Genomic DNA, 25547 nt, shown 5'->3' with positions numbered 1-25547 from the left:
ATTACTACTTAGTATTTACCCTTTTATGTATCTTATATTCATTAACTATTTTTATTATGCTTTTATTTTTCTACAAAATAAATTATATTTCCCTGGCAATATTCGACTTTAAAAATCAAAAAAATCTATGGAATTTATCCATAGATTTTTTATAAACTAATTACATTTTAATTCAAGACCCATTTTTTCTTCTTTAAATAATCTTATATCCATTATTTTTAAGTTGTCTGAAATAATTGGTTTGAATCCCATTTGACCAATTACATCTTTTTCTAAATCAACTCCAGGTGCTATTTCTGTAAGAGTAAAGCCTTCTTTAGTAAGTTCAAATACTGCTCTTTCTGTAATATATATAACAGGTTGATTTATTTCTCTAGCATATTCACCTGAGAATGTAATCTGTTCTACTTCTTCTAAGAATTTCTTAACTTTACCTTCTTTTATTATATTTATTTTTTCATCCTTTATTTCAACTTTTAATCCTCCAGCTGTAAATGTTCCACAATAAACAACCTTTTTAGCATTTTGAGATATGTTAACGAATCCTCCACAACCTGGTATTTTAGGACCAAATTTAGATACATTTACATTTCCCTCTTTATCACATTGCGCAAGACCTAAGAATGTAATATCAAGTCCTCCACCATCATAAAAATCAAATTGATAAGGTTGATCTATTATTGCATCTGGATTAGTAGCTGCTCCAAAACTATTTCCACCTGCTGGTACACCACCAATAGTTCCAGCTTCTGTCGTAAGTTTAAGTCCCTTTATTCCTTCTTCATTAGCTACAATTGATACCCCTTCAGGCATACCTATTCCTAAGTTTGTAATAGCATTAGGTACAAGCTCCATTGCTGATCTTCTAGCTATTACCTTCCTTATTTCTAAATCCATAGGTTTTATACTTCCAAGAGTTACTCTAATTTCTTGAGAATATGCTGGATTATATTGCTCAGCAAAAGTTTGCATATGATTTTCTTGTTTTGCCTCAACTATTGCATCTACATATATTCCTGGTATTTTAACTTGGCTATAATCTAATGATCCATTTTCAACTATTTTTTCTACTTGAAGAATAACTTTACCACCAGAATTTTTTGCAGCTTGTGCCATAGATAACATTTCAAGATTTAAACATTCACGTTCAAAAGAACAATTTCCATCTTCATCAGCATAAGTTCCTCTTATTATAGCTACATCTATAGGCATTGCATGATAAAGCATCCATTCTTCATTTCTTAAATTAACTATTTCAACTATATCTTCTTTTGTTATATTATTTAATTTTCCACCTTCTACTCTAGGATCCGCAAAAGTTTTAAGTCCAACCTTTGTAAGACTTCCAGGTTTTCCTGCTGCTATTTCTCTAAATAAATGTGAAATTACACCTTGTGGTAAATTGTATGCTTCAATTTTTTCGTCTAAAGCTAATTTACCAATTTTAGGAGCTAATCCCCAATGACCACCTATAACTCTTTTTAGTAATCCTTCATGTCCAAAATGATTAAGTCCTTTATTTTTTCCATCCCCTTGCCCTGCCGCATATACAAGAGTTAAATCCTTTGGCATAGACTTATCTAAAAAATATTCTTCAATTGCTTTAGTAATTTCTTCTGGATGCATATTACCTACAAAACCGCCTGTAGCTACTGTATCTCCATCTTTTATTAATTGTACAGCCTCTTCAGCTGTCATTATTTTACTCATTTTTATTCCTCCTGAATATTATAGGTTCATATATTTTAAACTATTCCAGTTGCTAAATAGAAAAGTGATATTACTACAACTGAAACTAATGGTATCCCCATTGTTACCATTGCAATATGTTTGTAACTTCTCTTATGATCCATATGTGTTACTGCAAGTAAAGTTATAACTGCTCCACAATGCGGGAATGTATCAAGTCCGCCTGCTGCTACAAGCATAATTCTATGAATAGCTTGTGGATTTATATTCATAGCTAAAAATTCATCTGATAATACTTCAAGAGCTATAGCAGTACCACCTGAAGATGAACCTACTATACCTGCAAGCAATGTAGTTGATATTGCAACCTTAAATACTGATGGTATAGCAAGTGCAACAATTGCTAATTTAACTGTATTAAATGCAGCTAGTGATTTAATAACTCCACCATATCCAACTTCTGATGCTGTATTAAATATTGGAAGTAATCCTCCTACAGCTCCATCAAATACAATTTTGTTTGTATCAGTAAGGTATTTTCTCATAGTGATTATTATAAATACTACTGCTACTGCAAGACCTATAACAACTGGCCATGTACCATTTACATTTATACCTAAATCTTTATATTTATCAATTACTGAAGCTCTAGTAAAATAAAATTTTGTAAGTCCAAAGTTTAGAGCAAATACTATTAAAATAGGTGTAAATGCTAACCAAAATCCTGGAACGTTTTCTCCCATATCTTTAAAGTTTTCATCTGGATGTTCCCCATATCCTTCTCCTTGAGCCATATACTTGTTTGCTCTATTATTAAGATAATATACTCCACCAAAGAACATTATAGCTGAAGCCATAATACCAAGAATTGGTGCTGCAAATGTAGTTGTTCCAAAATAAACTGTAGGCATAGTATTTAAATACTGAGGAGAACCTGGAAGTGCTGTCATTGTAAATGTAAAAGCACCAAGAGCTATTGCTGCTGGTAATAATTTTTTAGGTATATTTGCTCTTCTAAGTAATGTAGCCCCTATTGGATACATTGCAAATACTACTACAAATAGTGATACTCCACCATAAGTAAGTAATGCTGTAGCTAAAACTATAGCTGCTATTGCTCTCTTTGGTCCAAATACATCAGATATCTTTTCAGCAATAGCTATTGCTGCTCCTGATACCCCCATTAATTTTCCAAATATTGCTCCTGCCAAGAATACTGGAAAATAATCTTTAATATATCCTGCTGCTGCTGGCATAAATATTTCAGATAATGCATATAGTGCAGGAATTTCTCCTGATACTAATGCTGCTGACATAGCAAGTAGTGGTGCTAGTACAAGTACCGTGACACCCCTATAAGCAAAATACATAAGTGCGATTAACGTTAAAATAATTGATATAACTCCTAACATTGAAAAACCTCCTTGTTTTTATTGTTTAAATATTATAATTGCTCTTTACCATTATATTTCCTTATAAAATTGAAAACCTTTTCTATGGCAATATAATAATATTTTCTTTCACCTATTTATTAAGCAAAATATATGCCAATAATAAGTATGTACACTTTTACTAAGCATTTAGCTTATTTAGAGCATTTAATAATATATTTTTTCAGTGTTGAAAAAGACCAATTATGTAAATTATAATTTACATAATTGGTCTTTTAAATTTTATATACTAATATATAGTGATATTTAAGATCTGTTAATTTATGTTTACATGTTAATGTTTTATACATCATGTATTCCATGTTTATCTAATTTTTTATATAGACTAACTCTGCTTATTCCTAAAGCTTTAGATGTTTGATTTTTATTGCCTTTATTTCTTTTTAAATACTCAATAATCATATCTTTTTCCACATCATCTAATACTGTTTTTAATTTTTTATCTCCAGAATACATACATTTATTTTTTTTACTAGTTATTCTTTGTGGTAAATGATGTGGTTCAATCGTAAGCTCTGCATCTAATAGGTTTATAGCCCTTTCTATAACATTTTCTAACTCTCTTATATTCCCTGGCCAATTATAATTTTCCAAATATTTTATTGATTTTTTAGATATATCTTCTACATATATACCTAATTTTCTTGTTAATTTATTTTTTAAAGATATTGCTAATTCTCTTATATCTTCTTTTCTCTCCCTTAGTGGAGGAAGGTCAAATCTTACTACATTTAATCTATAATAAAAATCTTCTCTAAATTTTTTTTCTTCTACAAGTTTTCTTAAATCTTTATTTGTAGATGCAATTATTCTAACATCTAAACCTTTTACTGTATTTCCTCCAACACTTTCAAATTCCTTTTCTTGAAGAACACGTAAAAGTTTAGCTTGCATATTTAAAGGCATATCTCCAATTTCATCTAAAAGTATTGTTCCACCATTAGCTATTTCAAATTTACCTTTCTTACCACCTTTTTTTGCGCCAGTAAATGCTCCTTCTTCATATCCAAATAATTCTGACTCTAAAAGTTCAGAAGGAATAGCCGCGCAATTTAATCTTACAAACGGACCTAATTTTCTATTACTTGCATTATGAATAGAATGTGCAAATAGCTCCTTACCTGTTCCACTTTCTCCAGTAATTATAACATTTGATTTTGATTTTGCTACTCTAGCTCCAATTTTCTTTAGTTGTTTCATTTTTTCAGTATTACCTATTATGCTATTAAAAGTATACTTAGCAGATCTATCTTCTATTACTTCATTTTTATAATATTCAAGTTCTTTTTCAAGTTCTAATACTTTTTGCTTTACAGTATGGAAATCTCTTATATCTTTGAACATTACCTTGCCAACAGCACCTATTATTTTATCATCCTTTTTTATAGGAACTCTCATAGCAATCATTCTATTTCCTTGAATTTCTTGTATATCTCCAACTTCTCTTACACCAGTCTGTGCAACAATATGCATTCTTGTATTCTGTATTACTTCTGTTACATGTTTTCCTACAGCATTTGGCTCATTTGTAAACTCTTTATATGCCTCACTCATCATTGTAATTATACCATTTTTATCAACTACTACAGCCCATTCATTTACTGTATTTAAAAGTGTATCTAATATTTCTATATACCCTTCATCTTGCATTATCTTTTCATTCATTTTATTTACTTCGGTTCTATCTTTAAATATTGCAATGGCAGCAATTGATTTACCACTTTCTATTATTGGTATTCTTTTAACTAAAAACTCTTTATTATTAAATCTAAAAACTTCATTTAATTGTTTTTCACCTTTATCTAAAACATCTAACAATTTAGTATTCGCTATTATGTTTACAATATTTTCACCTATACTACTTTCATAAGTTAAATCTAAATATAGTTCTGCTTTTTTGTTCATGGAAATTATATTACCTTTATTATCAATAGCAATAACAGCCTCATCCATAATTTCAAATACTGTGCGTAATACTATATCTTTTAATTTCAACTTTTATATCACCTCTATAAGTTCTATTTCCATCAATATTATTATATCATTTTTTATTATAATTAAAAGCTCTTAGTATGTTTAAACTAAGAGCTTTTTGTTAAAATTATTTTGGAGGCATTACAGTAGCAGTTCCTTTTAATACTACATCCCCATCTTGGTTTGTACAAGTAGTTTTAAGTTTAATTATATTTTTACCTTCTAACTTTTCTGATACTTCCACTTCTGCTTTAATAGTGTCACCAAACTTTACAGGAGCAGTGAATTTAAGATCTTGACCTAAATATATAGTTCCTGGCCCTGGTAAATGTACGCCTAACACTGCAGATACTAATCCTGCAGTAAGCATACCATGAGCTATTCTTCCTTTAAACATAGTATCCTTTGATACCTCTTCATTAATATGTGCAGGATTTATATCACCTGTAATACCTGCATATAAATATACATCTGTTTCTGTAATCGTTTTCTGAAATGATGCCTTTTGACCCATTTCTAATTCATTAAATGTTTTACCCTTCATTTAGCACACTCCTCATAATATATTAAGCAATATACTAATTGTTTAAGCAAAATGTGTGCCAATATAAAAATTTCACATCTTATTTAATTATTTCAGTATGATAGAGTATTCATCTAATGTTTATGTAATTTACTATTATTGTATAATTTTTCAACTTTAAAATTATATAAATATTCATGTAAATTTTTATTTACATGTAAGTATTTATTATCATAAAATTTAATTAAATCTCTTATTACTTTCAATATATTTTAAAAATTCCTTTTTTCTCTTTGTAATTTCTATGTAAGTATACTTATCAATTTTTTTATCTTTTAATAATTTATCGGCTAATTTAATAAATATTCTTGTTATTTCTTCAAGGTCATTTTGATTATACTTCATATTAAATTTCACCTCCAAAATATATATTCAACATATGTTTAAAAAATCCTTTATTAATTTTAAAATAAATAGGATTTCAGATTAATTAAATTGAATTTTCTCAATATTTAAACTTGTATTTTTTGTATTGTCTCTTTAAACTTTTTGTAATATAATAGGAAAAGTGAGGAAAAATATTTTGATGGAAGTATGGTGAGTATGGAAAATTTAGTAAATGTAGAAAGTAAAATAACATCACTTAGAAATCAAATGCATAAATTAATACACAAAAATAGTTTTATCACTACATCTGAAGTAGTAACCGCAAGTCAGAAACTAGACGAAGCTTTAAATCAATATTACAAATTAAAACATAAAATTAATTGACATAATACATATAAAAAAACACTTATTAGAATAAGTGTTTTTTTATATGGTGCGCCCTGCAGGATTCGAACCCGCGACAAACTGATTCGAAGTCAGCCACTCTATCCAACTGAGCTAAGGACGCATATATAATTAAAAGGACTTAAAAAAGTCCTTTTACAATGGTGCACCTGGGAGGATTCGAACCCCCGGCACATGGATTAGAAGTCCATTGCTCTATCCTACTGAGCTACAGGTGCATACTTTATTATATTAAGCTAAAAAATAATGGTGCACCTGGGAGGATTCGAACCCCCGGCACATGGATTAGAAGTCCATTGCTCTATCCTACTGAGCTACAGGTGCAATATTGTTCTTTAACAATAAAAAGTATACCACAGAAAATTATCTTAGTCAATATGAAAAATTTTCATATTAGTTAAATTTCGACTATATTCGACTTTATATTATGTTCAATAGTCAATATACCATAACTATTAGTACTTCCACCTCTTGGTTCTGAGATACTTCCAGGGTTAAATAATAAAATATCATCTTCAATAATATTAACAGGCATATGAATATGCCCAAATAAAACTGCATCTACTTGTAATTCTTTTGCTCTATAATACAAATTGTTTAGATCACCCTTTATATTATATTTATGTCCATGAGTCAATAATATTTTTTTATCATTTATGTTTAAAATTTCTTCTTCATTTATTTCATGTAATTCAAAATCACAATTCCCTCTAACTGATATAAAATCTATATTAGTTTGTTCTTTAATATATTCAGCATCTAATGCAAAATCACCTAAATGTACAAAAGTATCTAAATCATTGATAGACTTTAATATATCTATGATTGTTTCAATTTCATCACTCATCCCATGACTATCAGATATAACTGCTATTTTTACTTTATTCATTATCTAGCACTTCTTCTAATTTTAATCTTAATTTTTTTAATGCATTTGCCCTATGACTTATATCATTTTTAACTTTCTGTGGCATCTCAGCAAATGTTTCACTATAACCTTCTGGTATAAATAATGGATCATATCCAAAATCATTATTTCCTTTTCTTTCTAAAGCAATCTTACCTTTACATACACCTGTAAGAGTTTTAACAGTTTTATCTTCTAATACTATAGCTATCACTGTTCTAAATTCAGCAGTTCTATCTTCTAAATTTAACCCTTCTAATTTCTTTAAAAGCTTTTTATTATTGTTTAAGTCATTACCATCTTCTCCTGCATATCTAGCAGAATATACTCCAGGTTCCCCATTTAATTTGTCTACAAACAACCCAGTATCATCAGCAAGTATTATCCCATCAACTAATTCAGAGATTTCTTTAGCTTTTTTTATAGCATTTCCTTCCAATGTATCCTTATCCTCTATTACTTCTATATCTTTTAATCCTACTTCATTTTTTGAAATTATATCTAAATTTAGTCCATCTAGAATTTTTTTTATTTCTTTTATTTTATGTTTATTTCCACTTGCAACTATTATTTTTCTTCTGTTCATTTTATTCTCCTTTTATAATTCCATTTAATATATCTTTTTGCATTTCTATAAGTTCTTTATTACCCTTTTCTGCTAAATCTAATAATTCATTTAAATCTACTCTATTAAAGGGTGCTTGTTCTCCTGTGCCTTGTATTTCAACAATTTCTCCTTTGTCTGTCATTACTATGTTCATATCCACATGTGCATTTGAATCCTCTATATAACATAAGTCTAATAGTTTTTCATTTTCTACTATCCCTACACTAATAGCTGATATAAATGATTTCAATGGAATATCATCAATTTGCCCCTCTGCTTTAAGACTGTTTAATGCATCAGCAACCGCAACAAATGCCCCTGTAATAGATGCTGTTCTAGTTCCACCATCAGCTTGAATTACATCACAATCAACCCAAATTGTTCTTTCACCTAATTTATCTAACTCTACAACTGATCTTAGTGATCTTCCAATAAGCCTTTTAATTTCTTGAGTTCTACCCTCTAATTTACCTCTAGTTGCTTCTCTTCTTTTTCTAGTTATAGTTGATGCTGGCAACATAGAATATTCAGCTGTAATCCACCCTTGACCTGTATTTCTTAAAAATGGGGGTACTTTTTCTTCTATCATAGCTGTACAAATTACTTTTGTATTTCCCATTTCTATAAGTACTGAACCATTAGGATGTAAAAGATAATCCCTGGTCATTTTTACATTTCTCAGTTCATTATTTTTTCTTCCATCGTTTCTATTCATATTTTCACTTCCCTTTATTTGTCTAATATAATTATGATACCAAATATTTGTTTTTATAACAACAAAAGAGCATCTATAGATGCCCTTTATTAATACTCATTTGCAAATGTTGGTATAGCTTCAGGTGTAGATAAGTTCATTTTAGCTTCTTCTAATGTTTTACCCTCTATAAGCATTTCTACTTTTTCAACTTCATCGAATTGAGATAATGTTAAAGCTATATTCTTATTCATTGAATCAAATGCTTGTTGATTCATTATACTTTCTTTTGTATCACCAGATAAATCAACAATAGCTACTCCATCTTTAAATTCAACACCTTTTAACTCTACTCCCATTGGAATATCAGTATAAAGACCACTAGACTCAGGTGGACCTTCAAATAACTCTTCTAAAGCTGTATACATATCTGGAGAAGGTGCTGTTACTGTTTTAGTTACAGGCACATAATATTCATACTCTCCATTTGTAGTTCCTTTATAGTATACTACTACTTTAGAATCTCCATTATTGTCTACTAAATTTATATCTCTTCTTTCTATAGGTTCAGAAATATCTGTTCCATAAGTTAATGTTTCTTTTATTCCACCATCAATCATAAACTGAACTTTATTAATTTTAGGAAATTCTGTTAAGGTATATACGACTGCATTAACTAAACTAACTTCCTCAACCTTGTCATTAGTATTTAATATGTCTTTTGAAAAATTAACCTTAGCAAGACCAGTTTCTTCATCAACTGACATACCTATTACTTCGCTACCAGTAGGTAATACTGGATTTAATCCTGATTTAACCATATCAGTTTGATTTTTATCATTGTTTACCATATAAGATAATGTCTTTTTAGCAATTCCAGTATCCCAAGATATTTTTCTTTTTATAGGTACTAATAAATTTTTGTCGCTTTTATAGTAAATAACAGTATCTCTTGCATCATCTTGCTCCACTGTTATTTCCACTGAATCTGTTGGTTTTTCTGCTGTATCTTTTTGATCTTCATCAGATGTAACCATCTCTTTCATAGCTTGCATCTTTCCACATCCTGTAATGGATACTAAAATAATCAAAAGTAAAAATATACTTATAAGTTTTTTAGAAACCATATATTTACCCCCTTAGTTATCTATATATAATTATATTAGACAACAAGTAATACTATGAGTAAATATAAAAATAATTTTATCCCTATTCTATAACTTTATAAAGTTCATCACTTTCTGGAGGATCTATTTTTTCATTATCTAAAAACACGCCATGGTCTATAACCTCACCTATAATACTTGATTCTATATTAGCTTCTTTTAATTTCTCCAGTATAATTTCTACTTTTTCATTATCAGTTATTATTATAAGACTTCCACTTGCTATCAATCTATATGGATCAATATCTAATTCATTACATATAACTTCAGTAGATTTTTCTAGTTTTATTTTATCTTTATAAATTTTTATTCCTTTATCTATAGCTTGAGAAGCTTCATATATAGCTCCCAATAATCCACCCTCTGTTATATCATGCATATATTCAACACCAATATTTCCTGCTATTATACCTTCTTTTACTACACTAATATTTTTCATTAAACCCTTTGCTTCTTGTATTAAATTATCTTCTATATTATTTTTTAATCTTTCTTCTATATCTTCAGCTATTATTGATGTGCCTTCTATTGCAATTTTTTTTGTAAGTATAACTTTGTATCCTCTTTCAACTTTTTTTGAATCTAATGTTTTTTCTTTAAGCTGCTTACCTATAGCTGTAGAGTTTATAACTATTTTATTCACTGCATTTGTTATTTCTGTATGGCCACCTATTATGTCTATATTCAATTCTTTAGCAGTGTTTGATGCATCAATCATTATAGTCTCAATCTCTTGTTTAGTAGTATTTGGTGGTGCTAATATTGTAAGAAGTATACCTACTGGCTCAGCTCCGTTGGATGCTACATCATTAGCTGATATATGTATAGCTAGTTTTCCTATGTTTTTTGATGCCCCAGTTATTGGATCAGTAGATACAACACATGCATATTTATCAAAATCAATCACTGCTGAGTCTTCACCTACTGCACCTCTAGTAATTATATCAGTTCTTTTATTTTCTAGTAATTTGAAAACTAAATTTTCTAGCAATTCATTAGGTAATTTCCCTATTTTCATTAATTTTCTCCCCTTTGTTTGAATATACATATTTAATATTATTATATGGTATATATTTATGATCACTTATAAGCGCTATAGGAGATATATCTTCTGGCAAAATATTATGAAATACTAAAACTTCAGCATCATAATTAGGTAATTTGTCTCTTCTAAGCTTTAAATTTTCTTTGAAACTTAATGAAGTATTCCAATAATCTTTAATGCTCTTTATCCCTATAGTTTCTATATATTTTTTCATAAATTTAAATTCAAAATTATCTTTCAGTATAAAAGGTTCATATATTTGATTTACTAAATTTTCATTAGCTATAAAACACCTATCTTGATTTATTTTCACTCCAAGAATTACACTATGGGAGTGAAAATGATGATTTTTTTTATAGTTTAAACTTGCAAATATGGCCTTTTGCCTAATTACCCAACTTGGATAATTGGATGGTTTATAATTATCAATAAATTTATGAAACTCTAAATATTTTTGTCTATAGCTATTCTTATCATTAAATTTAATCCCATTTTTTAAAATTAATGATAAATCATTTATACTAGCAACATGATATACCATATTAGTTTTTGTAAAATCATTAAACATCATTTAAATCACCCTTTAAATATTATTCGCAAAGATGATTTATTTAATCCTACATATTATATAATATCATAGCTTTATTTTTTTGTAATTATATTATTATATTTGGGCAAACTAAACTTAAATATATTCTATGGTGGTGGGATAATTTATGATAAATTGCTCAGAAAATTGTGTACATCAAGAAGATGGAGTATGTAACCTAAACTATATTGTAACTTCCACTGGAATAGTTAAGAACAATTGTCCTTATTTCGATTATAAAAATAAAGAGGATAAAAAAACTCCGATTTAAATCGGAGTTTTTTTATTATTTTGTTATATAAGCTGTTTTATATCCATTTGTAATTGCAAGTGGAAGTCTTACTATTCCATGTACTTTTGGATTTTGTAAGTAGATTTTTACAGAATGATCTGTTGGTGATACAACCATTTCATCCATTAAAATCTTTTCAGCATCCATCATTGCTTGCATACGCTCTTCTCCAGTTGTTGTTTGAGCTTTTTCAATTAATTTATCATACTCTTCATTAGACCAACCAGCTGTATTTTGTGGTCCATCTGTAATCCACATATCCATGAAAGTCATAGGATCATTGTAATCTCCAACCCATCCTGAATATGAGAATGCAAAGTCTTTTTTGTTTTCTCTATCAATCTTAACTTTAAATGTAGCTGTGTCTATTCCTACTTCTACACCTAAATTTTCTTTCCAATATTGTTGCCAAATTTGTGCTCTTTGAAGTGAGTTTTCACTATCAAAAGTAAGGAATTTGATTCCATTCATATCTTCTACTGTCTTACCAATTTCCTCTAATCCTTCTTCTAATAACTTCTTAGCTTCTTCAGCAGATGCACCATTACCTACATCTTTTAATAATTCTCCATTAGCTTCTCTAAAAGTCTTATCTCCAGGTCCTGGTATTCCAGGTGGTACAAATGCCCATGCTGGTGGAACAATACCTTCAGTTCTAGCTTCTTGTATTTTTTCTCTATCTATTGACATACTAAATGCTTTTCTTATTTTAGCATTTTTAAAGAATTCATTTTCAGTGTTAAATGTATAGTAGAAAGTTGATGCTTCTGGTGATTTAATTAAGTCATCTTTATATTTTTCTAAATATTGTGATGGTACATTTATAACATCTAATTCTCCTGTTTCATAAAGGTTTATGATTGTATTAGGGTCACTAGTCATAATACCTTCAATTTTTTCAAGAGTTACATTTTCAACATCCCAATAATTGTCATTTTTTTCCATAACTAATTTATTTTCATGTTCCCACTCTGTTACTTTAAATGCTCCATTAGATACCATGTATTCTACATCTGAAGCATATTTTTCTCCCCACTCTTCTACTTTATCTTGTCTTGCAGGTAAGAAAATACTATTTTGTAATTTACTTAAAAATGCTGGATTTGGTGCCTTTAATGTTACTTTAAGAGTTTTTTCATCTTCTGCTTTAATTCCTACCTCAGCTGGATCTTTTATATCCCCTGAGTTATAAGCTTCTGCATTTACAATATCATATAACATATATGCATATGTTGATGCAGTTTTAGGATCTAAACCTCTTAACCATGAATATTCAAAATCCTGAGCTGTTACAGGCTCTCCATCTGACCAATTAGCATCTCTTAAATGGAATATATATTCTGTTCCATCTTCATTTATTTCCCAAGATTCTGCCATTGCTGAACCTTCTTCTGGTAATCCTTCTTCATTAAGTCTTATTAGTCCATCTAATGTATCAATAAGTATTCTACTTGAAGTAGCATCTTGTGATATTTGTGGATCTAAACTTGGTGGTTCTGAGTTCCAATTCATTTTTAATACTTGCTCTTCAGCTAGTTCCTTGCTTGATGAATCATCTTTTCCTTCATCTGTAGAGCCATTATCCTCTCCACCACAAGCAGTAAGAGCTAATGAACCTACAAGAACAAATACTAATAATAGTGATAGTAATTTGGTTCTTTTCATTAATTATGTCCTCCATTCTGTTATTAAAGTTAGTCATTTTAGTTTGTTTTAAATTTTCTGGATATTTAATATATTTTTTAACTATAAACTAAAAATGGCTTATTTAAGATTATAGAATAGTGAAAAAATAAAGTCAAAATTGTTAAGTTTTTATAAAAATTGTTTCAGTTTTATTTTTTCATTAACAGTCTACACTCTTATTAATTACAGAATTACATATGATTTATGATTTCTATTTAACCTCTTATGATTTCTAAACATTTCGTAACATAAAAAAAGGATGAATCAAAAGATTCATCCTTTAAATATATCTTATTTTACAAAATAAGCTTTATATAATCCATCTGTAACTTGAAGTGGTAATCTTACAACGCCTTTTAATTTAGGGTTTTCAAGCAATACAGCTACTGAATGATCTTGAGGAGCTACTGGTAGTTCTTCCATTAAGATCTTTTCAGCTTCTAACATTGCATTCATTCTTTCTTCACTATCATTAGTAGTTTGAGCTGTTTTAATTAACTCATCATACTCTTCATTAGACCAACCAGCTGTATTTTGTGGTCCATCTGTAACCCACATATCCATGAAAGTCATAGGATCATTGTAATCTCCAATCCATCCTGAATATGACATTGCAAAGTCTTTTTTGTTTTCTCTATCAATCTTAACTTTAAATGTAGCTGTGTCTATTCCTACTTCTACACCTAAATTTTCTTTCCAATATTGTTGCCAAATTTGTGCTCTTTGAAGTGAATTCTCACTATCAAAAGTAAGGAATTTGATTCCATTCATATCTTCTACTGTCTTACCAATTTCCTCTAATCCTTCTTCTAATAACTTCTTAGCTTCTTCAGCAGATGCACCATTACCTAAGTCTTTTAATAATTCTCCATTAGCTTCTCTAAAAGTTGATCCTTCAGGTCCTGGCATTCCAGGTGGTACAAATGCCCATGCTGGCGGAACTACACCTTGAGTTCTAGCTTCTTGTATTTTATTTCTATCTACTGCCACACTAAACGCTTTTCTTATTTTAGCATTTTTAAAGAACTCATTTTCAGTATTAAATGTATAATAGAAAGTTGATGCTTCTGGATAAGTATTTAATTTATCTTTATATTGCTCTATATATTGTGATGGTACATTTATCCAATCTAATTCTCCTGTTTCATAAAGGTTCATTATAGTATTAGGATCATTTACCATAATACCTTCTACTCTTTCAAGCTTAACATTTTCAGCATTCCAATAATCTGGATTCTTTTCCATAACTAATTTGTTTTCATGTTCCCATTCTACTACTTTAAATGGTCCATTAGACATTAAGTATTCAACTTCTGAAGCATATTTTTCTCCCCACTCTTTAACTTTATCTTCTCTTGCAGGTAAGAAAGTACTATTTTGTAATTTACTTAAGAAAGTTGGATCTGGTCTTTCAAGTGTTACTTTAAGAGTTTTTTCGTCTTCTGCTGTTATTCCTACTTCATCAGCATTGTCGATATCTCCTGAGTTATAAGCTTCTGCATTCTTTATAGCATAAAGCATGAAAGCATAAGTTGAAGCTGTTTCTGGATCTAACGCTCTCTTCCAAGAATATTCAAAATCTGCTGCTGTTACAGGTTCCCCATCTGACCAATTAGCATCTCTTAAATTAAATACATATTCTGTTCCATCTTCATTTACTTCCCAAGTTTCAGCCATTGCTGAACCTTCTTTTGGAACACCTTCTTCATCTAATCTTACCATACCTTCTAATGTATCATTAAGTATTCTACTTGAAGTAGCATCTTGTGATATTTGTGGATCTAAACTTGGAGGCTCTGAAGTCCAGTTTATTCTAAGTACTTGTTCTTCAGCCATTTCCTCTTCGCCTGTATCTTCACCTTTGTTATCTCCTTCGCCTTCTGCTGCTGGATCATCTGTACCTTCATTTGTATCATCATCGCCAGCACAACCAGCAAGTGCTACTGAAAATACCATTGCAAAGATTAATAGCATTATTAATAACTTATTTTTTTTCATTAAATTTGTTCCCCTTTCATATTTTATAATCAATAATTACTACCAGAAAATTTTTTGTGCCACCCCCTCTGATGTTAATTAACTTATATTTTATATTCTATAAGAATATTTAAAATCCTTCTCAATTTTAGAAATATTTTAAATATTCTAATAAAAAAATATAAATTATCTATTAACAATATTTCTGAAAGCTCTTAAAATATTACTTTTGTTTAATAGATTAATTAAATTATACGGAATTTTTAAATTAATGTCAAGAATATATTTCGCTTTTTTCATTTGTGTGTATGTTTGTTATTTTCTAAATATTATATATATTACAACAATATTACTTTGTTAACTATATAATAATGTTTTGTAAATTGTCTAATAAAAGCTATTTAGAGATATAAATTATATATTTTTCTTTCTTATATCTCTAAATTATTTATATGCACAAGCATTATATTTAATTACTTTTTCCGCTTTTGTAATATAATCTTAATATTCAAATGTTAAAAAAAAGCAAAGAAAAAGTACCAAGTTATTAACTTGATACTTTCAAAAAACTATTTTACTAAATGACAGGCTACATAATGTCCTGGTTTTACTTCTCTTAATTCTGGTGCTTTTTGTCTACATATATCTTTAGCATACTTACATCTATTTTGGAATTTACAACCTTCAGGAGGGTTTATCGGACTTGGAACATCTCCTTCAAGTATAATTCTCTTTCTACCTTTAGATGCTTCAGGGTCTGCAATAGGTATTGCAGAAAGCAAAGCTTGAGTATATGGATGTAATGGCTCATTATAAAGGTCTTTACTTGACGTAAGTTCCATTATTGCACCTAAATACATTACTGCTATTCTATCTGATATATGTTTAACCATTGAAAGGTCATGAGCTATAAAGAGATATGTTAATCCCATTTCTTTTTGTAAATCTTCAAGTAAATTTACAACTTGTGCTTGAATAGACACATCAAGTGCAGAAATAGGCTCATCACATACTATAAATTTAGGCTCAACAGAAAGAGCACGTGCTATACCTATACGCTGTCTTTGTCCACCACTAAATTCATGTGGGAAACGAGAAGCATGTTCTCTATTAAGGCCTACAGTTTCAAGTAGCTCATATATTCTCTTCATTCTTTCTTTGCCTTTTCTTAAATTGTGTATGTCCATTCCTTCACCAATAATATCTCCAACTGTCATACGAGGATTAAGTGAAGCATAAGGATCTTGGAATATCATTTGAGTTTCTTTTGCAAAGTTTTTCATTTCTTTTTTATTTAATTTATGAACATTCATTCCATCAAAAATTACCTCTCCATCAGTAGCTTCATATAGACGTATAAGAGTTCTTCCAGTAGTAGATTTCCCACAACCAGATTCACCTACAAGTCCTAATGTTTCTCCTTCTTTTATGGCAAATGATATACCATCTACCGCTTTAAGAATTTGATTTCTACCAACTTTAAAATGCTTTTTTAAGTTTTTTACTTCAATTAAATTCTTTTTGTTATTTAATTTTTTCTCTGCCATTATTCTCTCCCCTTCTTGATAGGATTTTCTACATCTGGAGCCATCTCATGTTGTAACCAACATTTCACATAATGATCTTCAGAAAGGTAAGTTTTTTCTGGCATTTGCTCCTTACAAATAGGCATTGCATATTTACATCTTGCTGCAAATGGACAACCCTTTGGTGGAGAGAATAAATCTGGAGGTGTTCCTTCAATAGGAACTAATCTTTCCTTTTGATCTGTATTAACTTTTGGTATTGATCTCATAAGTCCCCAAGTATATGGATGTTGTCCATTATAGAATATTTCATCTAATGTACCTGATTCAATAACAAGTCCAGCGTACATAACAACTACTCTTTGTGCAATATCAGCTACTACACCAAGGTCATGAGTTATTAATATTATTGCTGTATCAAAATCTCTTTGTAAATCTTTCATTAAATCCAGTATTTGAGCTTGTATTGTAACATCTAAAGCAGTAGTAGGCTCATCGGCAATTAAAAGCTTAGGATCACAAGATAATGCTATAGCTATCATTGCACGTTGTCTCATACCACCACTAAACTCGTGTGGATATTGCTCTACACGTTTTTCTGGATTAGGAATTCCAACAACATCTAACATTTCAATAGCCTTCTTTTTTGCTTCGGCTTTTGAAAGTCTTTGATGTTTTATAAGTCCTTCCATAATTTGTTTACCTACTTTCATAGTAGGGTTTAAGGATGTCATAGGATCTTGGAAAATCATACTTATCTCACTACCACGAATGGATTCCATTTGCTTATCAGTAAGTTTAGTGAGATCTTTTCCATTAAACATAACCTGACCATCTTTTATTCTTCCTGGAGGCATTGGAATAAGTTGCATTGTTGATTGTGCAGTAACAGATTTACCACAACCAGATTCACCAACTATAGCCACAGCCTCTCCTTTATTTACATAAAATGATACCCCTCTAACTGCTTGCACTTCTCCTGCATATGTGTCAAAGGATACTCTTAAATCTTTAACATCTATTAAAGTCTTGCTTTTATCTCTAGCCATATATATTCCTCCTATTGTCTTAGTCTTGGGTCTAATGCATCTCTAAGTCCATCACCAAATATTTGGAATGCGAGCATTATTAAACTTATTACTACCGATGGAAATACTAATTGATATGGCTCTAATAAAAGCATACGAGTTCCATCTTTTGATAAAGCACCAAGACTTGCATCTGGTACTGGAATTCCAAGGCCTATATAACTTAAGAATGCTTCAGAGAATATTGCTGAAGGTATTGCAAAAGTTATACTAACAATTATAACACCTATAGTATTTGGAATAAGATGCTTTGTAATTATTCTTCCTGCATCTGCTCCAAGAGTTTTAGCTGCCATTACAAACTCCATTTCTTTTATTTGAAGTATTTGGCCACGAACAAGTCTTGCCATTCCACCCCATCCAGCAATAGATAACGCAACTATAATACTTAAAAGTCCTGGAGGTAATACTGTTGTAAGAAGTATAACCCAAATAAGATAAGGTATTGCAAATATAATTTCTACAAAACGCATCATTATATTATCTACATTTCCACCTGTATATCCTGAAATACCACCATATATAACACCGATTGTAAAGTTAAGTAAAGCCGTAACAATACCTATAAATAGTGATATTCTAGTTCCTTCCCAAACTCTTACATATAAATCCCTTCCTAATTCATCTGTTCCAAACCAATGTTCGGCATTTGGTTTCTCATTTGTAAGTAATAAGTCACCTGTTACTGCATCATATTGACTTAACATTGGTGCAAATATTGCAAATAATGCAATTATAATTAAAAGTCCCATAGAAATAATAGCTAATTTATTTGATTTTAATCTCCTCCATGCATCTGCCCAGTATGTAAGAGATGGTCTTACAATAGCTTCAGCATCAGAAGCAGTTTTTCCTTCTATAACAAATTTATCTTTACTTAATTCTGCCATAATATACCTCCTATTCTATTCGTCTATTCTTATTCTTGGATCAACAAAGCCATATATTATATCTACTAAGAATACCATGAAAATAAGTAACATTGCATAGAAAAGTGTAGTACCTAGTATAAGCGTATAATCATATTGGTTAACTGCATCTACGAAAAATTTACCCATTCCAGGTATAGCAAATATCCTTTCTATAACAAATGAACCTGTTACTATTGCTGCAATAAGTGGTCCAAGAAGTGTAATTATTGGAAGTATAGCATTTCTAATAACATGCTTTATTACTATTGATGTCTTAGATAACCCCTTAGCTTTAGCTGTTTTCACATAATCTGAACCCATAATTTCAATCATATTTGTCTTCATCATTCTAGCTTGGTAAGCTATAAGTCTAAGACCTAATGCAAGTACTGGTAAAACCATATATATTGGTCCATTCCAACCTGCTACTGGAAACCATCCAAGCTCCCGTCCAAAAACATATTGGAATAACGAGGCAAATACGAAGTTAGGTACCGAAACCCCTACAACTGCGAGTATTATAACAAAATAATCAAAAAATCCTTTATTATTTAGGGCGGCTATTATACCAAAGGTCAGTCCAAAGAAGAGACCTATACCTACTGCCCAAAGTCCTAATGTCATTGATTTAGGAAACGCTTCAAAAATTATATCATTTACTGTTCTAGTTTTATACACCATGGATAAACCAAAGTCACCTTTTACTGCATTTTTAAGAAAATAACCATATTGTACAACTAAAGGTTTGTCCAAACCATATTTTGCTTCTAAGTTTCTACGTATTTCTGGCTCTAATCTCTTACCTCCACTAGCTAATGGATCTCCTGGCAATTGATGCATCAAGAAAAACGTAATTGTAGCTATAAGCCATATACTAATAATCATGAAAAATATACGTTTAATTATATACTTCCCCATTTAACACACCTCCATAAATTTTATGAAATAAATAATTTCTGTATTGCCGATTTATAACTTGTCTATCCACCTCCTAAAAAACAAACTATAAGTATAAATATAATAAAACAAAAATTACAAATGATTATAATTTTCAGAAAAATGCCCCTTAAAAAAATAAACTTTTATAATATAATTTTCAAAAAAGGGTTTTAATCTTGAAAAGAAATTCTATCCCATTAGTGATTAGAAGAATAGTAATGATAAGCTATATATATAATATAATTTTTTAAACATTTATGCAATTACATATTTTTTAATATTTTATTACGTTTTGTTAATAAGGTGGATGATGAAATTAGATCTATCTCTGTATTATAATACATTTTATTGAATATTTCAAAGCAATATTCTGAAAACAATATTAATATTTTTTAAAATTAGAGCCTCTAAATATTTAGAGGCTTTAATTTTAACTATTTAATTTTTTACTTATTAATTTATTTACAATCCCAGGATTAGCCTTACCACGTGTCTTTTTCATAACTTGACCAACTAAGAATCCAAGTGCCCTATCCTTACCATTTTTGTAATCTTCTATTGACTCAGGATTTTCTTCTAATGTTTCATCAACAATTTTTTCTATTTCACCTTCATCATTAATTTGGATAAGTCCTTTTTCTTTTACTATTTTATTTGGATCTTTACCTTCTTCAAACATTTCTCTTAAAACTTTTTTACCAATTTTATTACTTATCTTTCCACTATCTATAAGCTTTATAAGATCTGCAAATTCTTTTGATGAAAATCTTATATCTTCAATTTCCATATCTTCATCTTTTAATCTTCTTAAAATATCACCCATTATAAGATTACTTGCAGTTTTAAAATCTACTGAATGAGATACTGTATCTTCATAAAATAAAGCTAAACTTTTTGAAGATGTAAGAACTTCTGCATCATATTCTGGTAAATCATATTGTTTAATAAACCTATTCATCTTATCTTCAGGTAATTCTGGTAAGCTTTTTCTTATATTTTCTATCCATTCATTACTTATTTCCATATCAACTATATCAGGTTCAGGGAAATATCTATAATCACTTGCATCTTCTTTAGTTCTCATAGATATAGTTTCACCTTTTAAATCATCATAACGTCTAGTTTCACGAACAGTATCTTCACCTTTTTCTAATAATTCAATATGTCTTTTTTGCTCAAATTCCATTGCTTTTACTGCTGATTTAAATGAGTTCAAGTTTTTGATTTCTGTTATAGTACTTTTTTTACCAGTTTCTTCATCAACAATATTAATATTTACATCACATCTTAAAGATCCTTCTTCCATTTTACAATCTGAAACCTCAATATATTGTAATACAGATTTCAACTTTTCTAGAAACTGCTTTGCTTCTTCTGGAGAGTTCATATCAGGTTCTGAGACTATTTCTATTAATGGAACACCTGCTCTATTATAATCTAATAATGTACCTCCATCTTTTGAATGAATAGATTTTCCAGTATCTTCTTCTATATGAATTCTAGTAAGATTTATTTTCTTTTTTCCATTTTCACTATCTACTTCAATATATCCACCTTCACAAAGAGGTTTGTCATATTGAGATATTTGATATCCCTTTACTAAATCAGGATAATAATAATTTTTTCTATCCATTTTTGTATGATTTGCTATTTTTGAATTAAAAGCAAGACCTGCTTTTATTCCATACTCAACTACCTTTTCATTTAGTACAGGAAGTGAACCTGGAAGCCCTAGACATACTGGACAACAATGTGTATTAGGATCCCCACCATACTCTGTAGTACATGAACAAAATATCTTAGAGTTTGTTGAGAGTTCTGAATGTATTTCAAGTCCTATTATAGTTTTATATGACATTATTTCACACCTCCTAAATCTGGAGTTTGTTTAAAGTTTATTTCCTTTTCAAAATTATATGCTGCATTTAATATTTTAGCTTCATCAAAATTCTTACCTATTATTTGAAGTCCTATAGGCATATTATCTGATAATCCACAAGGAATTGATATTGCTGGTACTCCTGCTATATTAACTCCTACAGTTAATTTGTCTGACTGATACATAGCAATAGGATCATCATTCTTCTCACCTATTTTAAATGCAGTAGAAAGTGTAGTAGGAGATATTAATATATCATATTTTTCAAATGCTTTATCAAAATCATTTTTTATAAGAGTTCTAACTTCTTGAGCTTTTTTATAATACGCATCATAATAACCAGAACTTAAACAATAAGTTCCCATCATAATTCTTCTTTTAACTTCTTCTCCAAAACCTTCAGATCTAGTTTTTACAAATAACTCTTCAGTATTATTATAATCGCTAGCTCTATTTCCATATCTTATTCCATCAAAACGAGCTAAATTTGAACTTGCTTCAGAAGGAGCTAATATATAATATGTCTCAAGACCATATTCTGAATGAGGAAGACTCATCATTTCAACTTCTGCACCTAAGTTTTCAAATGTTTTTATAACTTGTTCCATTTGACTTTTAACGTTACCTTCTAAACCTTCTAAATATTCTTTAGGTACTCCAATTTTAAGTCCTTTAATATCATTTTTTAATCCATCTAAATAATTTTCTTTTTCTCTTTTAACTGAAGTAGAATCCATTTTGTCATATCCTGCAATAACATTCATAACTATAGCAGCATCTTCTACATTTCTTGTAAATGGTCCTATTTGATCAAAAGAAGATGCAAATGCAATTAAGCCATATCTAGATACAAGTCCATATGTTGGTTTAAGACCTACAAGCCCACAAAAAGAAGCAGGTTGACGTACTGAACCTCCTGTTTCAGATCCTAATGAAAAAGGTGCCATTTGAGAAGCTACTGCTGCTGCAGACCCTCCACTAGACCCCCCTGGAACACGAGAAATATCCCAAGGATTTTTTGTGATTTGAAATGCTGAAGTTTCAGTAGAAGACCCCATAGCAAATTCATCTAAATTTGTTTTACCTATTATTATTGCATCTGCATTTTTTAAATTCTCTATAACTGTAGCATCAAATGGTGGAATATAATCTTTAATTATATTAGAAGCACATGTAGTTTTTAGTCCTTTTGTAGAAATATTATCCTTTATTGCTACAGGAATTCCTGCTAAATATCCTAATCCTTCACCATTTTTTCTTTTTTCATCAATTTCTTTTGCTTTTTTTAATGCTTCTTCTTTATTTAATGTTAAAAAAGCTTTTATACTATCATCATATTTTTCTATTCTTTTGAAATATTCTTCTATTAAATCTACAGATGTTATTTCTCCAGATTCTAATTTATCTTTTAATATTGTGATACTAAGTTCATTATAATCCATTTTCTCACCTCTTTAGTCTATTACTTTTTTTATCTTTATATAACCATTCTCACTTTCAGGTGCATTCTTCATTATTTCATCTCTTTCAAGTGATTCTTTGACCACATCATCTCTCATAACATTTTTAATATCAGAATGAGGATGATATGTAGGTTTTACACCTGTAGTATCTACTGACCTAAGTTTTTCTACATAATTTATTACAGAATCAAATTTCGAAGTAAAATCTTCAATATTCTCATCTTTAAATTCAAGTCTAGAAAGCTTTGCAACATGCTTTATTTGGTCTTTAGTAATACTCATTTACATTTCTCCTTCCATATAGATTGTTGATAATATAATATAATAACTAAAGTTAATTGTAAACTTACATATTTATTATATCTTTTAATTTGTTTTCATCTATTATTTCTATATTTAAATCTACAGCTTTATCGTATTTACTCCCAGGATCTTTTCCTACTATTACAAAGTCAGTATTCTTACTTACACTTCCTGTTATTCTTCCACCCATCTTTTCAACTATTTCTTTAATTTCTTTTCTTGGCATCCCTTCTATTGAACCAGTTATAACTATTTTTTTGTCTGTAAATATAGTATTTTCCTCTACCTCTTCTTTTTCATAATGAGGCTTTACTCCCAGTTCAAATAAATGCTCTATTTTTGATGTTATTTCTTCATCACTGAAAAACTCTATTATTTCTTTTGCAACAATATCTCCAACATCTCTAATTGAAATTAAATCTTCATAATTTGCATTTTTTAAGTTTTCATATGACTTATATTTATTTGCAAGATCTCCTGCAGTTTTTCTACCTACATTTGGTATTCCTAATGCATAAATAAATGCTGCAAGAGTTACATCTTTACTCTTTTCTATTGCATTTAATAAATTGTTAGTTTTTTTATCCCCAAATCTCTCAAGATTTATTAAATCATCATATTCTAATTCATAAATTTGTGGTAATTCTTTTAAATCTAATTCTTCAAATAGTTGCTTGGCAGTTTTCTCACTAAACCCTTCTATATTCATGGCATTACGACTTGCAAAATGCTCCATTCTTGCAACAAGTTGCGGTTTACAGCTCATGGAGTTAGGACAAAATATATGAACTCCATCTTGTATAAGTTCCGTACTACAAGCTGGACACTCTTTAGGTTTTTCTATTTCTATTCTTTCTTCACAACTATCTTCTACAATTCCCATAATTTCAGGAATTACATCATTAGATCTTCTAAGCCAAACACGACATCCTAATGCTACATTTTTTCTCTTAATATCATCCATATTATTAAGTGTAGCTCTTCTAACTGTAACTCCTCCAATATCTACTGGCTCAAGTATTGCTGAAGGTGTTACTTTACCAGTTCTACCTACATTCCAATTAATATCTAGTAGTTCTGTTGTAACTTCTTCCGCTTTAAATTTATATGCTATTGCCCATCTTGGAAATTTCTGAGTATATCCTAATACTTCTCTTGTTTTCATATCATTTATTTTTATAACTAATCCATCAGTTAATATATCTAAATTATGTCTATCTTCATCTATCTTCTCTATTTCTTCTATCATATCGTCAATATTCTTAAATTTTTTAAGATAATTGTTTACAGGAAGTCTATTTTCTTTTAAATAATCTATCATTTCTAAATGAGTAGAAAAGTTTTTATCTTCAATATATCCTATATTATAAAAATAAGCAGTAAGATTTCTCTTTGCTGTAGCCTTAGAATTTAAATTTCTAAGTGCTCCAGCTGCTGCATTCCTTGCATTTTTAAGAGGTTCATCAGCTGTTTCATTATATTTTTCTAACTCAGATAAAGGCATTAATCCTTCACCTTGTATTTCCATTTTATTTTTTGATGGAATAGAAAGTGGTATGTTTTTTATAGTTTTAACTTGAGGAAGTATTGCTTCACCTATTTCACCATTGCCCCTTGTAGCCCCTTGAACTAATTTTCCATTATCATAAGTTAAATTTATAGTTAAACCATCAAATTTATATTCCATTATATATAATGGATCTGGAAGTTTGTCGTCATTTGTAGAATTATATTCATTTATAATTCTTTTTACTCTAGATTCCCATTCTCTAAGTTCTCCATAATTTTGAGATTTATCAAGACTATAAAGTGGAGACAAATGAATATGCTTTTCAAATTTTTCAAGTACTTCTCCACCTACTCTCCTAGTAGGAGATGCAGGTAATATATGACCTGTTTCTTCTTCTAAATTAACTAATTCATCATAAAGTTCATCATATTCCTTATCACTTACCTTTGGTTTGTCTAAAGTATAATAATAATAATTTAACTCATTTAATTTTTCTACTAACTCTTCTATTCTTTCTATCTTTTCCATATTATCAC

The 25547-nt window shown here is 29.4% G+C and carries 23 protein-coding genes and 3 tRNA genes; 2 read left to right on the top strand and 24 right to left on the bottom strand.

Translation table 11 applies throughout. The annotated features are described in order from the left end of the window. Positions 1 to 156: 156 nt before the first annotated feature. The 5 genes from E0D94_RS04625 to E0D94_RS14745 form a co-directional block, all read right to left on the bottom strand. Positions 157 to 1710: an acyl CoA:acetate/3-ketoacid CoA transferase gene (locus E0D94_RS04625; RefSeq protein WP_130806124.1), complete on the bottom strand. Its 1554-nt coding sequence runs from the start codon at positions 1708 to 1710 to the stop codon at positions 157 to 159. Positions 1711 to 1745: 35 nt separating this feature from the next. Continuing rightward, positions 1746 to 3101, bottom strand: a complete 1356-nt coding sequence (locus E0D94_RS04620; RefSeq protein ID WP_130806123.1) for a GntP family permease — start codon at positions 3099 to 3101, stop codon at positions 1746 to 1748. A 321-nt stretch (positions 3102 to 3422) separates the two neighbouring features. Beyond that, positions 3423 to 5135, bottom strand: a complete 1713-nt coding sequence (locus E0D94_RS04615) for a sigma 54-interacting transcriptional regulator (RefSeq protein ID WP_278044678.1) — start codon at positions 5133 to 5135, stop codon at positions 3423 to 3425. A gap of 106 nt (positions 5136 to 5241) precedes the next feature. After that, a complete protein-coding gene (locus E0D94_RS04610) occupies positions 5242 to 5658 on the bottom strand; it encodes a MaoC family dehydratase (RefSeq protein WP_130806122.1) in 417 nt (138 codons plus the stop codon). Between the two features lie 219 nt (positions 5659 to 5877). Continuing rightward, positions 5878 to 6042, bottom strand: a complete 165-nt coding sequence (locus E0D94_RS14745) for a hypothetical protein (protein WP_165442866.1) — start codon at positions 6040 to 6042, stop codon at positions 5878 to 5880. A gap of 198 nt (positions 6043 to 6240) precedes the next feature. Here E0D94_RS14745 and E0D94_RS04605 point away from each other — a divergent pair, with 198 nt between their 5' ends. Continuing rightward, entirely contained in the window at positions 6241 to 6408 is a 168-nt protein-coding gene (locus E0D94_RS04605) for an aspartyl-phosphate phosphatase Spo0E family protein (protein WP_130806121.1), read from the top strand. A gap of 47 nt (positions 6409 to 6455) precedes the next feature. On the opposite strand, the gene E0D94_RS04600 is transcribed toward E0D94_RS04605, so the two are convergent. From E0D94_RS04600 to E0D94_RS04560, 9 genes are all read right to left on the bottom strand, one after another. Continuing rightward, positions 6456 to 6532 (bottom strand) — tRNA-Arg (locus E0D94_RS04600). Between the two features lie 38 nt (positions 6533 to 6570). Further along, positions 6571 to 6647 (bottom strand) — tRNA-Arg (locus E0D94_RS04595). A 29-nt stretch (positions 6648 to 6676) separates the two neighbouring features. Further along, positions 6677 to 6753 (bottom strand) — tRNA-Arg (locus E0D94_RS04590). A gap of 73 nt (positions 6754 to 6826) precedes the next feature. Continuing rightward, a complete protein-coding gene (locus tag E0D94_RS04585; RefSeq protein WP_130806120.1) occupies positions 6827 to 7318 on the bottom strand; it encodes a metallophosphoesterase family protein in 492 nt (163 codons plus the stop codon). After that, on the bottom strand, positions 7311 to 7922 hold the full coding sequence (gene rdgB / locus E0D94_RS04580; RefSeq protein WP_130806119.1) for an RdgB/HAM1 family non-canonical purine NTP pyrophosphatase: 612 nt from the start codon (positions 7920 to 7922) through the stop codon (positions 7311 to 7313). The genes E0D94_RS04585 and rdgB overlap by 8 nt, the downstream gene beginning before the upstream one ends. A 1-nt stretch (position 7923) precedes the next feature. After that, positions 7924 to 8658 carry a ribonuclease PH gene (gene rph / locus E0D94_RS04575; protein ID WP_130806118.1) on the bottom strand — a complete coding sequence of 245 codons (735 nt, stop codon included), beginning with the start codon at positions 8656 to 8658 and terminating at the stop codon, positions 7924 to 7926. Positions 8659 to 8747: 89 nt separating this feature from the next. Continuing rightward, positions 8748 to 9764: a GerMN domain-containing protein gene (locus tag E0D94_RS04570; RefSeq protein WP_130806117.1), complete on the bottom strand. Its 1017-nt coding sequence runs from the start codon at positions 9762 to 9764 to the stop codon at positions 8748 to 8750. A gap of 82 nt (positions 9765 to 9846) precedes the next feature. Further along, positions 9847 to 10821 carry an AIR synthase family protein gene (locus E0D94_RS04565; protein ID WP_130806116.1) on the bottom strand — a complete coding sequence of 325 codons (975 nt, stop codon included), beginning with the start codon at positions 10819 to 10821 and terminating at the stop codon, positions 9847 to 9849. Next, the gene (locus E0D94_RS04560; protein ID WP_207289630.1) at positions 10799 to 11419 is read right to left on the bottom strand and encodes a hypothetical protein; all 621 of its coding nucleotides are present in this window, start codon (positions 11417 to 11419) and stop codon (positions 10799 to 10801) included. Before E0D94_RS04560 ends, E0D94_RS04565 begins: the two co-directional genes overlap by 23 nt. 145 nt (positions 11420 to 11564) lie before the next feature. On the opposite strand from E0D94_RS04560, the gene E0D94_RS04555 reads away from it, so the two are divergent. After that, positions 11565 to 11708 carry a hydroxymyristoyl-ACP dehydratase gene (locus E0D94_RS04555; protein ID WP_130806115.1) on the top strand — a complete coding sequence of 48 codons (144 nt, stop codon included), beginning with the start codon at positions 11565 to 11567 and terminating at the stop codon, positions 11706 to 11708. Between the two features lie 15 nt (positions 11709 to 11723). On the opposite strand, the gene E0D94_RS04550 is transcribed toward E0D94_RS04555, so the two are convergent. The 10 genes from E0D94_RS04550 to ligA all read right to left on the bottom strand — a co-directional run bounded on the left by E0D94_RS04550 (position 11724) and on the right by ligA (position 25539). Next, positions 11724 to 13394, bottom strand: coding sequence for a peptide ABC transporter substrate-binding protein (locus tag E0D94_RS04550; protein WP_130806114.1), 1671 nt, complete (start codon positions 13392 to 13394; stop codon positions 11724 to 11726). 312 nt (positions 13395 to 13706) lie between these two features. After that, the gene (locus E0D94_RS04545; protein ID WP_130806113.1) at positions 13707 to 15413 is read right to left on the bottom strand and encodes a peptide ABC transporter substrate-binding protein; all 1707 of its coding nucleotides are present in this window, start codon (positions 15411 to 15413) and stop codon (positions 13707 to 13709) included. Between the two features lie 548 nt (positions 15414 to 15961). After that, the gene (locus tag E0D94_RS04540; protein WP_130806112.1) at positions 15962 to 16939 is read right to left on the bottom strand and encodes an ABC transporter ATP-binding protein; all 978 of its coding nucleotides are present in this window, start codon (positions 16937 to 16939) and stop codon (positions 15962 to 15964) included. Continuing rightward, positions 16939 to 17967: an ABC transporter ATP-binding protein gene (locus E0D94_RS04535; protein ID WP_130806111.1), complete on the bottom strand. Its 1029-nt coding sequence runs from the start codon at positions 17965 to 17967 to the stop codon at positions 16939 to 16941. The genes E0D94_RS04540 and E0D94_RS04535 overlap by 1 nt, the downstream gene beginning before the upstream one ends. Before the next feature lie 11 nt (positions 17968 to 17978). Continuing rightward, the gene (locus E0D94_RS04530) at positions 17979 to 18896 is read right to left on the bottom strand and encodes an ABC transporter permease (RefSeq protein WP_130806110.1); all 918 of its coding nucleotides are present in this window, start codon (positions 18894 to 18896) and stop codon (positions 17979 to 17981) included. A 15-nt stretch (positions 18897 to 18911) separates the two neighbouring features. After that, the gene (locus tag E0D94_RS04525; RefSeq protein ID WP_130806109.1) at positions 18912 to 19835 is read right to left on the bottom strand and encodes an ABC transporter permease; all 924 of its coding nucleotides are present in this window, start codon (positions 19833 to 19835) and stop codon (positions 18912 to 18914) included. A gap of 451 nt (positions 19836 to 20286) precedes the next feature. Continuing rightward, a complete protein-coding gene (gatB, locus tag E0D94_RS04520; RefSeq protein WP_130806108.1) occupies positions 20287 to 21714 on the bottom strand; it encodes an Asp-tRNA(Asn)/Glu-tRNA(Gln) amidotransferase subunit GatB in 1428 nt (475 codons plus the stop codon). Beyond that, positions 21714 to 23177: an Asp-tRNA(Asn)/Glu-tRNA(Gln) amidotransferase subunit GatA gene (gatA, locus tag E0D94_RS04515; protein ID WP_130806107.1), complete on the bottom strand. Its 1464-nt coding sequence runs from the start codon at positions 23175 to 23177 to the stop codon at positions 21714 to 21716. Before gatA ends, gatB begins: the two co-directional genes overlap by 1 nt. Before the next feature lie 12 nt (positions 23178 to 23189). After that, entirely contained in the window at positions 23190 to 23480 is a 291-nt protein-coding gene (gene gatC / locus E0D94_RS04510; protein ID WP_130806106.1) for an Asp-tRNA(Asn)/Glu-tRNA(Gln) amidotransferase subunit GatC, read from the bottom strand. 64 nt (positions 23481 to 23544) lie between these two features. Continuing rightward, complete coding sequence (gene ligA, locus E0D94_RS04505) at positions 23545 to 25539, bottom strand: NAD-dependent DNA ligase LigA (RefSeq protein ID WP_130806105.1); 1995 nt, start codon at positions 25537 to 25539, stop codon at positions 23545 to 23547. Positions 25540 to 25547: the final 8 nt, after the last annotated feature.

The organism is Senegalia massiliensis (assembly GCF_900626135.1).
In the GTDB taxonomy this organism is placed as follows: domain Bacteria; phylum Bacillota; class Clostridia; order Tissierellales; family SIT17; genus Anaeromonas; species Anaeromonas massiliensis.
Note: the sequence above shows the minus strand (reverse complement) of the source record. Positions and strands in the feature narration are given on the sequence as shown.